General features: G+C 49.8%; 18 protein-coding genes. 10 read left to right on the top strand and 8 right to left on the bottom strand.

What is annotated here, in order from left to right; translation table 11 throughout:
* Both VGS11_10525 and VGS11_10520 read right to left on the bottom strand, forming a co-directional pair.
* A partial coding sequence (locus VGS11_10525) for a hypothetical protein (protein ID HEV2120518.1) occupies positions 1-186 on the bottom strand: 186 nt, incomplete at its 3' end.
* A 330-nt stretch (positions 187-516) separates the two neighbouring features.
* Positions 517-1200: a diphthine--ammonia ligase gene (locus VGS11_10520; protein ID HEV2120517.1), complete on the bottom strand. Its 684-nt coding sequence runs from the start codon at positions 1198-1200 to the stop codon at positions 517-519.
* A gap of 55 nt (positions 1201-1255) precedes the next feature.
* On the opposite strand from VGS11_10520, the gene VGS11_10515 reads away from it, so the two are divergent.
* The 5 genes from VGS11_10515 (at position 1256) to VGS11_10495 (ending at position 5339) form a co-directional block, all read left to right on the top strand.
* The gene (locus tag VGS11_10515) at positions 1256-2689 is read left to right on the top strand and encodes a hypothetical protein (protein HEV2120516.1); all 1434 of its coding nucleotides are present in this window, start codon (positions 1256-1258) and stop codon (positions 2687-2689) included.
* Between the two features lie 485 nt (positions 2690-3174).
* Positions 3175-3579 (top strand): hypothetical protein, encoded by a 405-nt coding sequence (locus tag VGS11_10510; protein HEV2120515.1) that lies wholly within the window; start codon positions 3175-3177, stop codon positions 3577-3579.
* Positions 3579-4010 carry a hypothetical protein gene (locus VGS11_10505; protein HEV2120514.1) on the top strand — a complete coding sequence of 144 codons (432 nt, stop codon included), beginning with the start codon at positions 3579-3581 and terminating at the stop codon, positions 4008-4010. The genes VGS11_10510 and VGS11_10505 overlap by 1 nt, the downstream gene beginning before the upstream one ends.
* Before the next feature lie 2 nt (positions 4011-4012).
* Positions 4013-4585, top strand: coding sequence for a hypothetical protein (locus VGS11_10500; GenBank protein HEV2120513.1), 573 nt, complete (start codon positions 4013-4015; stop codon positions 4583-4585).
* A gap of 49 nt (positions 4586-4634) precedes the next feature.
* Positions 4635-5339: a hypothetical protein gene (locus VGS11_10495; protein HEV2120512.1), complete on the top strand. Its 705-nt coding sequence runs from the start codon at positions 4635-4637 to the stop codon at positions 5337-5339.
* Positions 5340-5362: 23 nt separating this feature from the next.
* On the opposite strand, the gene VGS11_10490 is transcribed toward VGS11_10495, so the two are convergent.
* Both VGS11_10490 and VGS11_10485 read right to left on the bottom strand, forming a co-directional pair.
* Positions 5363-5593, bottom strand: coding sequence for a hypothetical protein (locus tag VGS11_10490; protein HEV2120511.1), 231 nt, complete (start codon positions 5591-5593; stop codon positions 5363-5365).
* On the bottom strand, positions 5590-6444 hold the full coding sequence (locus tag VGS11_10485; protein HEV2120510.1) for a hypothetical protein: 855 nt from the start codon (positions 6442-6444) through the stop codon (positions 5590-5592). Before VGS11_10485 ends, VGS11_10490 begins: the two co-directional genes overlap by 4 nt.
* 97 nt (positions 6445-6541) lie before the next feature.
* Between VGS11_10485 and VGS11_10480 the strand changes: the two genes are divergently transcribed.
* The 5 genes from VGS11_10480 (at position 6542) to VGS11_10460 (ending at position 9387) form a co-directional block, all read left to right on the top strand.
* Positions 6542-7225: a hypothetical protein gene (locus VGS11_10480; GenBank protein ID HEV2120509.1), complete on the top strand. Its 684-nt coding sequence runs from the start codon at positions 6542-6544 to the stop codon at positions 7223-7225.
* A 39-nt stretch (positions 7226-7264) separates the two neighbouring features.
* Complete coding sequence (locus tag VGS11_10475; protein HEV2120508.1) at positions 7265-8047, top strand: hypothetical protein; 783 nt, start codon at positions 7265-7267, stop codon at positions 8045-8047.
* Complete coding sequence (locus VGS11_10470; protein HEV2120507.1) at positions 8040-8603, top strand: hypothetical protein; 564 nt, start codon at positions 8040-8042, stop codon at positions 8601-8603. The genes VGS11_10475 and VGS11_10470 overlap by 8 nt, the downstream gene beginning before the upstream one ends.
* A gap of 3 nt (positions 8604-8606) precedes the next feature.
* Entirely contained in the window at positions 8607-8960 is a 354-nt protein-coding gene (locus tag VGS11_10465; protein ID HEV2120506.1) for a hypothetical protein, read from the top strand.
* Positions 8961-9150: 190 nt separating this feature from the next.
* Positions 9151-9387: a hypothetical protein gene (locus VGS11_10460; protein HEV2120505.1), complete on the top strand. Its 237-nt coding sequence runs from the start codon at positions 9151-9153 to the stop codon at positions 9385-9387.
* A 75-nt stretch (positions 9388-9462) separates the two neighbouring features.
* Here the strand turns inward: VGS11_10460 and VGS11_10455 are convergent, their stop codons facing one another.
* From VGS11_10455 to VGS11_10440, 4 genes are all read right to left on the bottom strand, one after another.
* A complete protein-coding gene (locus VGS11_10455) occupies positions 9463-10038 on the bottom strand; it encodes a hypothetical protein (GenBank protein ID HEV2120504.1) in 576 nt (191 codons plus the stop codon).
* 56 nt (positions 10039-10094) lie between these two features.
* On the bottom strand, positions 10095-10733 hold the full coding sequence (locus VGS11_10450; protein HEV2120503.1) for a hypothetical protein: 639 nt from the start codon (positions 10731-10733) through the stop codon (positions 10095-10097).
* 112 nt (positions 10734-10845) lie between these two features.
* Positions 10846-11280 (bottom strand): hypothetical protein, encoded by a 435-nt coding sequence (locus VGS11_10445; GenBank protein ID HEV2120502.1) that lies wholly within the window; start codon positions 11278-11280, stop codon positions 10846-10848.
* A gap of 22 nt (positions 11281-11302) precedes the next feature.
* A partial coding sequence (locus VGS11_10440) for a hypothetical protein (GenBank protein ID HEV2120501.1) occupies positions 11303-11647 on the bottom strand: 345 nt, incomplete at its 5' end.

The raw sequence follows: 11647 nt of genomic DNA, 5'->3' as shown, positions 1-11647 counted from the left end.
ATAGGTGGAGACCTGACAATCTGCATCTGTCCCAGATGTCGCCGGAGAACCAGTGCCTCCCGCAAAGTCACACCAGCCCCAGAAGCCGAAGCCTCCGGAGCCAGGGACAGTTATGGTGCCCGCAAACCCAACTTGCCAGTTAGCTTTCCCATAGGCATGAGTGATTGGCACGAGGGAAAGGGACATGAATGTAATTAGGGCGAGTGGAAGGATTGCTGTGAGTTTTCTCGAATTTCGGAAGAGATTCACTTTTCCGCGGGCTGCCCAACAGGTTCGGGTTGGTTTAACGCTTGCTATATCACTTCGACAAAAGGTGGAACGTTGGTTGCCTCAAGTATGGTCTCCATAAAGCTCATCCTCAACTTATTGCCAAGTCCTGGGCGACAGAACCAGGTGTTTATCGAGTAATGCTCTATCAACGGTTTGGCTCTTCATCGGATGTCTCAGACGGCTCTTCCCGAAACCCCTTCATCTAGAGCAGACACACGCCGGCGATTTCTGATTTAGGCTTTTGCGTCATGCCTTCGGCACGAGCCTTGCCTTTGAAATCTGGAGGTACCCAGAGTCCCCGCGCCAGTGTTTGGTGGATTCCTGGACCTCGACCATTTTCGTGAAGAGGGGACAGTCGAGCACGAAGGTCTCCCCCTCGCCCCCTTCGAGGCCCACGTTGAACTTGAATTTCGCACCGAGGACCACCAGCTCGTCGACGGCCTCCCCGTCCAATATCCGTCCGAGCCAGCTCTGGTCCAGCCCGAGCGCCGACACGCTGACAACCATTGGCACGAAGCCGTCTTTGACAAGCCGCCGCAGATGAGCTTCGGGGTCGACCCTCCAGAGCGGGGAGAGGCATTCCAGTCCAAGGTTCTCGCAGACCCTCTCGACCCTGGTCTTCTGGTACACGCTGGCGAGGGCCCCCGTGTAGATGCCTTGCAATCCGAACCCGGACTTCGCGCTCGCGAGCGACCTCTCGAGGTCAGTGAGCTCTTCTTCCTTGACCCCTTCTGTACTCCAGGTCAATTGAGGGACCCCGATTGCCTCGGCCTGCAAGCTCGTCCATTCCAAATCAGGGTAATGAAACATGAACGACATGTCTGACTTCGGGAAGAGCGTGACCAGGCAGGCGAGTTCGTCCTTCTTTGAAGCGAGCCATGCCGCATAGGTCGAGTCCTTTCCGCCGCTGAATAAAACGCCGACCCTCAAGTCATGGATTCCTCTTTGGGTTTCAAGCTAATCCGTTACCCGTGAGCCCGTAATCGTGAGGCCCTATACTGGAAAAAGAACACTAGACATCGTCTGCTCTGATCCTGTAATACAGCTCTGCCTGAGCAAACGGAAAGAGAGGTATGGAAGAATACCATACGAGGTCAACACTCGCATTAGGTCTGCCGCCTATAAGTTCCTCAAATTCTGCGAGATTGGGCCCTCAAACCATGCTTTCAGCGACATTGTCGCCCGAAGGCTAGCTGCTACACCTCACGACGGGAGCCTCGAAAGAGCACTCAAAGGATTCTACGAAGCGAACAAGAACAAACACAACTACTCTTCCCATGTTAGAAGCATCTTCAAGGCCAATAGAATCGTCCTCTTCCCCACAGGAACCAACTCGGAATTCAAGACACTGCATGTATGGAGACCAAGGAAACCGAGAAACCCCACATCCACATTTGCTGAGATTATCGCGAAAGACCCCGCAATTGAACAGTACTTCGAAGCGATCAAAGCCAAGAAGAGAAACAATGGCTACATCAGCCGACGCTCAATTTGGATGGTCCTCCATTACTCGGTGAAGTTCCTCACCTACCTCGGGACTGATATTACAGACCATGCCGTTTCAGACTTGGTAAAATGGAAACAGCAGCACCCATCCGACTTCATGATTGAAGACAAACTCTTGCGCTTCTCGAATCTGCAACCCATATCCACCCACCGCCATGTGGGAAACACAGTCCTTGGGATATTCAGAGAGAACAGGGCAAGGCTTCAAATGAGCATTGACTTCCATCCGGTTTCAAGAACCAAGAAGATCAGTGACGGCATTCTAAGAGATATCTTCCTGGCCCAGACCTTCGAGAATCGGACACTCATGGAATACCAAGCCTACGCAGGTCAAAGGATTCACTGCCTATGCAAAGCGGTTAGAATCGACCAAATAGAGCACTACAACGACGATTTCTCAATCGTCAACATCGAGTTCTGGCAAAACAAGACACGCATGCCGCACATCTGTTTGATACCTCGAAGAGTAGCAGAGGCAGTCATCCAAATAGCCAAAGAGACAGGCCGGATCAATCCCTTTCCGAACTACTCCTACTTGTGGAAGCAGATTACAAACTACGCTAGGTCAAAGCATGGGGTAAAGCTGACGAGCCACTATCTTAGGAAACGATTCCACACAATAGCTCAGAAGACACCGATGCCAGTCAACGATTGGGACTTCCTAATGGGAGACAAGTTAGAGGTCGGATATGGAGCTAGTGCTTACACCCTCGAAGACTGGTCAGAACTGATAAGAGAATACGGTAGATGCCTGGCTCCTTACTTGTCACTTACAGACCTTCGGAATCCCACAATGGACAACAGGTCGTTCGATGAACCTTTACTTCATGAAACCATAGACGGTTTGAGGAAGGTCATTCAGAGACAGGACAGCCTCATTCGCCAGCTTCAGTTGTCATCGCGGAATCCTTGATTCCTCTAGCCCGCCGCGCTCCGCGCGTCGGGCGACAAACCTTTGGGTTTTTCTCCCGCACCTTCTTTCTTCGACCAGCGGGATCCCCAGAACACTCCAAGGCTCATCGGGTCTCCTACCTACCCACGAGCGACCCATTCCATACAACGCCCAGTGTGCCTAGACTATTCTACGATATCAAGGCCGAGGTTAGCCCAGCCGACGCTGGAGGATGCCCATTGATATTGGGTGCATAGGAAGGGCCTCTCATCGTTTTATGACACATATTCGAGTGCAGCCGCCAGTGTCTGCTGGGTCACTCCCGGCGCCAATATCGCATCATAATGAATGAGACGAATCAATTATCTGAAGATATACAAGCCATGAGCGGCCCAGCAGGGGCTGGAGGTTGCTCTAGAATATGGGAAGAAATTCACATCATTTCAGCATATCTTTGTGCATACTCAAGCCTTAAGTACGTCCCCTTGATTCAATGACACATGCCTTTGCAGATAACGGTCGAGCGCAACATTGGCTCCTACAAGGTTCAGGTAACAGGCAGGCGAGAGGAGTTTGGTGAAATTCTAGAGGTTCTCAACGACGTTGCGGACGAAATTGCGAAGACTAACCAACCTTCTGCACAGGTCACTCAAGCAACCTACTCCCAGGCAGAAATTCCATCCATTTCTAGAAGCACAAGGCTTTCCGAGGCAATAAGCGACCTCTTCAAATCTGATTGGGGAGCGAATCAGAGAGGCATCAGCGAAGTAAAGGACGCTTTGGCTACGAACGGACTCATCTATCCACTAACAACTCTATCGGGAACGCTTCTCAGCTTGACAAAAAGAGGACTCTTGAGAAGAATCAAGACCCCAGATGGCTACCGATACGTGAGAGGTACAAATCTATAATGGCTAGTGTTTCCAAGGAAATCGAGAGGTTAAAGGAGCTCGTTGCCGATCTCGACACGAGAGTTTCTAAACTCGAGTCGCCTAGCGAACCCATCCCATCCGCTGGAACAAAGAAGCTCTCAATTAGAGAATTCATGCTTCAAAAGGGAGTCTCTACAGATACCGACAAAGTAGTAGTCTTGGGTTTTTACTTAGAGCGATTCTCCGCCCTGCAGTCTTTCAACATCACAGACCTCGAAGCTGCCTTCAAGGAAGCAAGAGAACCCGTACCCAAGAACATCAATGAGACCGTCAACAAGAATATTCGGAAAGGATACATCATGGAAGCCGGAGAAAAAGACAGCAAGAAGGCCTGGACGCTCACAAACAGCGGTGAAAGCTTCGTCGACAATGGCGCCAGCAAACCCACCGGAACAAATCGGAAGGAGTGACGTTGGATAAGAAGGATCTACTTGCCAAAGTCAAAGTCGCTCAGGAAGTAGCCGAAGCCGCACAGGAGCCATACAAGCTCGAGACGTTCAGGATCATACTTGTTGCTTTGTTAGACGAACCTAGAACAACTGTTCCCATCAAGATTACTCACGAGAAATTGCCAGAGGCTCAACCTAGCACATCCAAGCTGGCTGACCTTAGTGGAATCACAACCGAGCAACTCGGTAACGTTTTCGATATAGAGAACAACAAAGTCAGCTTGATTGTCCCCCTTCAAGGAACAGAGCCAGAAAAACAGATGAATGGCAGCCTTTGCATTTTGGCAGCGAACGAGGCAGTCGTGGGAGATGACTGGCTAGACGCTACAGTATTGGCCGAAGACTTGGCCAGTGCAGGAGTTGGGTCCTTAACGAACCTTTCTCGCACGCTTAAGAGCGAACCTGACCTTTTCAGGAAGAAAGGCTCAAAGGGGCACGTGACCTACAAGCTAACGAATCAGGCGAAAGCTAGAGCCTTCTCTCTCATTCGGCAACTAGCGACAGGCACCCAAGTTAGCGCTAATGTCAGCCAGTAAGGACCGGACATATCGCGACATCCATCAATTCGCTCTGCGCTTCCCAGATTTGAACCAAGCTCCACATGTCCGCAGAATCCAAGTCCTCGGGTACTACCTACAGACTAGTGGGCCTAAGCCAAGTTTCAACGCAAAAGACATCCAATCAGCCTACGAGCAGCTAGATCTTGCCCAAGCGGGCAACTTCAGAGATCTCATCAGAAAGATGAAGGAGCGCGACATCCTTGTCAGGTTTCAGGATGGTTACAGGCTCTCGAAAGACTCGTACGAATCGATTTCAGCCGAATTAGGGAATCCGACACTTGTTTCACTCTCGGCAGAACTCGAGAAGCTTCCTAAGCTCCTCAGGAGCCCCAAAGTTGACTTCATGCGAGAGGCTTTGGATTGCTTGAGGGTCAAGGCATGGCGTGCCGCGATAATAATGACGTGGATACTCACGATGGACCACCTTTACGATTTTGTCCTTGCAACCAAACTTGGCGATTTTAATGCCGCGTTGGCAAAGAACCTTCGCTATGCTAGCCTTTCCATTCGAAATAAACAGGACTTCGAGGAAATCAAGGAATCTGATTTCATCCAGATAGCGCGAAGCGCGGGAATTCTCACAAACGACCAACGAAAGTTACTTGATGAGAAGCTAGCCTTCCGGAATTCGTGTGCGCACCCTTCAACAATAGTCGTCACTGAAAGCAAAGTAACGGCGTATCTTGAAGACCTTGCGTACAACATCCTTGTACCACTGAATTTTCCGTAAATATCCGAAGTTGCACTAGCCCATTACGCAACATCCCGATGCAGGTTCGTCCTAGTCTTCCACTCAGCCGAGTCTTCAACGAAGTCCGCATAACCCTCGTTCATCCCACGATGCTGGACAGCCTCCATCAGGTCAGAATAGCTCAGGTACGCACCTCCAACGTCCTCCTTGAAGTAAAACTTCAGACGCTTCCCGTTATTGATCAGGCGAAAATACAACCGCTTTGGCATCTTCAGTTTCCCTTCTTCTGTCAAAGGCACATCCTCCTACGACTACTAGAGGCGAGAATCATCGACCCTTCCTGCTTCGCTAACTCCCCATAGGGGGTACCGTGTCCTACACAGACCAGCTCATCGCCGCAGGCCGGACAACACGCTCTTCGTCGTGCCTTGTCTCTCACAGACTTGCGGTCTATTGAGATGCCCATTTTCTGAAGGTATCGAGACTTGATGCCATCCGATAGGTAGCCGTACCACTGATGGCGCTTTTCTTTCCTAGGTCGGACCAACATGCGCTTTACCCAATCAACTCTGGCGAAAGTAAGATTTCGTGTCTTCAAAACGGCCTCGAATGCTTCTAGAACAGGACGTCTGAATTGATACCCAAAACGGTGTTCAGCAGTAGCATAGCCACTCCCGTAGTGCCAGTAAGTGACAAACTGGGGAGTCTTCACCTCCCCAAAAGCCTCCATAAACTTAGTCCGCCACAGCCTGTTGAACATATCTAGCCTCTCACTCTTAAGATACAGGTCAATTGGCACGAACCTGTCTTTGTCTTTCTCATATGCCAGTTCAAATACCGTTAGTTCTACATGGGGAAACCAGCCCTTTAGAGAATCACCAGAATGCCAATGGTGAGTAGAACCAACCGAACCTAGGAAGAATCTACCCTCATCGCTCAGCACTTCATTAATGGCTTCGAACCCCGTCCGGCGTAGAATACCAAGCATCTCATTCCCAACGAGCCTCTGCGCGCTGGGAGGGAGAGTAAGGGTTGCCTCAACGAATTCGACCTTCGAATAAGTAGCGTTGCACAGGAGACGGTAGAGATCTAAGGTACTCGCAACCAGCTCTTCATTGTACACCCATGAGCATGTGACGCACACGTCCCTCTGTTGGCACAGAGTGCCTCGATAGAACGTGTGCCCGTTCGAATCCGCCCAGGTGCTAAAGACTTGCCGGCATTCTGTGAGTAACCTAGCTTTGCCAATAGAAAACCTAGCCACAAGATCCACCCACCTTTCAGGGGGAGGCCTACGAATATACCCTGCAGCAGGAAACGCGATTCTTCTCAACAAGCTCACGAAAGAATCTTATTACATGTCCCCAGATTTCAAACGATGGGGACAAATGACGCTCAAGACAAGGACACTAAGGGACAGAGACTTTTCCGAGATTCTCAAGAAATATGGTTCTCTCTCAAATGCCGACTTATCTAAGTTGGCCGCTCAATACCCCCGCTTCAGCAAGATGACACCTGGTGCTATTGAGAAGGATGTCGATCGGTTCGTCCAGCATTATGAGAACCTAGGAATAATCAGACGAGCTAGCGGGCGAGTGAAATGGCTCCCTGCAGAAGTGAATGCACCGATGCAATCCAAAAGTGAAACCAAGGCTGAACCAACTACTCCACCACCGGAATCCAAATACAAGACGGTACAAAAACTAGTACAAGGATTAGCGAATGGGTCCATCGTCCTTAAGGACAAATCTCCCCACAAGGAACTTAACAGAATCAAAGGTGAAATTTACGACAAATTCATGGCTGACATCGACCTTTACAACACTTTCAAGGATAGCTTCGGCCTCTCAGATGTTCTCGTAACACGGATTTACAACACAGCTCCCAAGTTAAGAGCCTATGGATTTATTGAAGAGAAAGAGTAGCCTCTTGTCTTGGCTTTTAACTCCTAATCTAGACGAAGAGTGCGAAAAGTCCATATCAGGACAGAGAAGACTTATGAGATATCGAATCCCCGTATCTCGGTACGCGGATTGGCCGGGGAATTCGAGCTAAACGACATTGCCCGATTGAGTATAACCTACACCTTTCCAAACTCGATTTCAAAATCTGAATTCGACGAATTCATTGATACAGTAAAAGCAGCAGATTTCAAAGGAACAAAATTCGACGAGTTAGATATCCTGAACATCCTAAGTGAGATCTTGCCAAGATTGACTCTCAAGAAGGAATTCACAGAACTCAACGTGAAATCAAAGAGCATCGAACTAGTTATCGCGCCGGTTACAGGAAGAACACGACGGAAGGAAAATAATGAATCTTCCAAAGCATTCTCAGCCGAGAATCTGGAAGCGCTGGAACCCGACCTTAACTTGGTATTAGGACTTCTTATTGGAAGATTCGCACTGAAGTCAGAAACATTACAAGTATCATTCCAGATAGACGCTTCAAAACGCGTGAACTTCGTTCACGAGCTCACACCCTTATTGAAAGAGGACAGTATGGCCCAGCTTGGTGCCATTTCAGATTGGCATCTTAACGCGGTCGAACTACAGTTCAGTGAGTCGATCTTGGGGCGTAAAGTCAAAGGCAAGTACTTAATCTCTCATGACGAGACTTCCGTGAGCGCGAGCGCAACTTCCTCATTCCCGTTCGGAGGAAGATTTGATATTGCAGCATCAATGAGGGCACTCTTGGACAGATTAAACGAAGTCGTTAAGGTCATGGCAGGTGGATTGAATGGCTGAAGACAATTCTAGGTTTGCTAGAGAGAAACTTGAGGAATATGCTGCGATTATCGACGAATTAATGCGCACAATGGCAGCCAATGAATACGCGACATATGCAGACCAATTCGCAGAAATCTCGAGAAGAGTACGACGGAGACCGCCTCCAGTTCAGCCCATTGAAGAAAGAGTAAAGAAACTTGAGGAGTCCGTACATCACCAAAATGACCGCTTCCTAGAATTTGAGATGAAACTTGAGCAGCTAACCACCAAGCTCAATTCAAGGTCGATTGAAGAACGCCTACCCAGGATTGTTGAATACACTTCCAAGTTGCTTCGCGACATCCCATTTGTTGATCATGCTGTAGCCCGCATAACCGACGAAGGTGTCAATACATTGGTGATTCATGATAACCCAAACAAGGTAGTAGCGTTAACTCAAATTATGGTAGCCCTGAACGAAGTTGAGGATGCTTTCCCTGATATCTACTTCACAAAGCTGGTTCTAACGAAGGAGGAAATATCACCAGCTGATGAACTGAACACCGTCACTCTCTACAAGCGAGAGAGTCGCTAACTCATGCCAACACTCCAATGGCAGAAATTGAAAAACACCCACGACTTCACCGCCTACCAATTCCTTCGGACAACAACTCCTACTTATTTGGACTGGGAGGTTATCGCGATCTTCTATTCAATGCTTCACTTAGTTGATGCTTATCTCATACATGCTCACAATCTTACCCCAGCTAATCATAAGGAAAGAAACACTTTCGTCAGAACGCTAATCCGGCCAATTAGAAGAGAGTACGACGAACTGCGCGACTTGAGCGAGAAAGCACGTTATAAGGCAAACTTGGTTGATATTGAACGAGACCATGCACTTGATTTGAGACGCGTAATCGAGGCGTATCTCAAACCCAGGATTCCATAAGACCTACCCTGGTGAGAATTGAACTTTCAGCAGTCCCCAAGACCTAGTGTTGATATACCGTAACGGTTACGTGACCTTAAGTAGTTATCAAGCTAATCCGTTACCATGAGCTGTAACCGTCGCAAAGGTGGACTAGCACGCCTCGACCTCCCCGAATCACTAAAAACGCCTTTCATGAAGGTGAGTCAGCTTGAACACGAAGACCCTTGGATGGGTCTCAGAGACGATTTTGGTCTTCGCAACGATCCTGCTCCTTCTCGCAGTGTACGTTGGCCGTTACTGCACCACGGTTGATGACTACTGCTATCCCCTATGGATATACAACGTCGCCATTGCCTATGTCGGAATCTCGTTGCTTCCTGTTTCAGCAATCGGATTTTACTTGTTTCTAAGACGAGTCAAGCGTAGTGCTCCTCCCCCTATCTAGACCGGAACCTTGTTGTTGTCATATACATGGAACCTATACAAGAAGCTCACATCCAACTTTGAATTACCTATCATGCTAGTTTCCCACTATCAAACCGACGAATGTGACGTTGTCCCCCGTTCCTTTCATGTGAAGCCCCACTATGGGAGTCGTGTTTCTCGTCAGCTCGAATTCGTTCCACGATGTTGCCACTTTGTAGAATTCAATCCCAGTGTGGTTCCCCGTCTTGACCGTGGTCGTCATGGTCACGGACCTCTGGGCTCCGCCGAAGGTCGAGCAGTGTTCGAGAAGGAGTTGACTCCCGTTAGGGAGGCGGACGGCAAAGAACGAATCGCAGGCGTAGGACACCTCGACCCCGGCCCTGGGATTCGTGGATGGGACGTAGTATGTGAATGACACGCTTCCCAGTGTGATTTCGGTTTCGTTCTTCAAAGTGCTCAAATTGACTTGGACTTCGTGATACCCGTTGGGGAGGTAGTTCGAAGTGTTATTGGTACTGATGAAGTTGCCATAGGGAAGGAAGGATCCATGCACCACCCTGGTGCCAGTCTGCAATTGTGTCGAAAGCACGCCTGTCCCGATGGCCGCCAAGATGATGATTCCCACGGCAACAGATGCGGAAACGATGCCTATCGTTCTGTTTGTTAGCATCTCTCTGTTTCGTGGGAGAGGCGGCGATATATTTCTAGGGGAGCGAACGGTCTCTGCTACACACTTCCCTCGGGAGCTATCCCGAGCATGAGTCTGGCCCTGATTACTTTCTCTTCAAGCCTCTTCCGGGGCTTTGCGAGCTCTTCCTTGCAGTGGGCTATCTGATTTCGTTTGTTCTGAGTCCTGATGTACGGCTCGGTGTTCCGGATTATTCTCGCGAGCCCCTCGGCCCCCCAAGTTACAAGCGAGTAGCCCCGGCATTTCTGGGAAGGGTTACTTGGGTTCGGAGTCAGAGTAGATACAACTGTGCAATCCACTCCGTGCGCCCGGAGGAAGGCGCATATTCCTATCATGGGTAATTTCTCTTTTTGGTATATCCTGACGGCGTAAGTGCCATGGGACGCATCGGCAATATAGCACCCTTCGATGTCGATCCATCCGGCGACCAGCTCCCAGTCCCAAATATCGCCCAACCTTGTTTCCTGGTCAGACAATAGGGCCTGTTTCCTGGAGACAGACCCGATTCTGATTTCGTAGGTTTCTCCGTGTTTGAACGTCCCTCTCCACTTTTCTGGAACTTCGATTTGCACGTGCTGGTTGGTTTTCGTCTGTTCGTGTTCGGCCTCGAAGTCGCAAATCCCAGTTATCGTCCCGCGAATCATGTATGTCAACCCCGCTTCGAAGTGGATACCCACTTTGGCCTCGAAGGTTGGTCGCCAGAAATCGAAGCGGTAGCGCGTCGGCCTCCCTCTGATTCTATATACTCTGCCAACTAGTGAAGCTGGAGCCAGAAGCGGACCTACGGAGTTAAGTCATGGGAGCGAGCATACGAGCGAGCAACCACCAATTCATTCCGATCTTGGTTCTCTTGACAATTTCCGAAAGTTCGGGGCTGAGTTCTTTCCGAGTGACCGAACTGAAGCTTATCTGGTAAAGTTTGTGAGGAACGACGAGGTTCTGATATTCTCTCTGGACATAGAGGAACAATGTTTCTGCGATTGTGCCGGCTCTAAGAATGTGGAAATCGCAGATGCCATCTACATGCCCGGTCAGCTCGTACACCTTCCCCAGTTCCATCTTGACGCCGGACTGCTCTTCGAGAAGCCTTCGCGAAACCCTGAATCTGAAGAACTGGCGACCACGTGTCCAGACCGAGTCGGCCCTAGAAACCATGAGGGCGGTGTTGCGCCCAGAATCGCCAAACCACGGGTAGAACCAGTGGTCTAACGTCATGTTAGTCATGTGAGATCACTCCGTTCAAGCCCTAACTCCCAACTCTGCAACAGTCCCTCACAACCTTCGACAGATCCTCCATGGAGTAGCACACCACGTCAGCGTGCTCCATCACAGGCCCCACGTACTCCTTGACAAGGCTGGGTTCAGCCTGCCCCACTTCCACCAGGGCTACGCACTTCACCGTCGGGCTAACTCCCTTGATCCGACGGAACTTCCAATCGATGTAGCACGCGTTCTTCTCGACCCAAGTGAGCGCCACCCCCCTCCTGCTGGTGCTCTGCCAACATTCAATGACAATCGAAGGTCCTGGAAGATAGAAGTCGCAGACATACAGCCTGCCATTGACGGGGAAGGCCGCATGTGTCAGCCGAGT

Source organism: Candidatus Bathyarchaeia archaeon, assembly GCA_035935655.1.
GTDB lineage: Archaea > Thermoproteota > Bathyarchaeia > 40CM-2-53-6 > 40CM-2-53-6 > 40CM-2-53-6.
The sequence above is the reverse complement of the archived record's forward strand: the minus strand, read 5'-3'. Positions and strand labels throughout refer to the sequence as shown.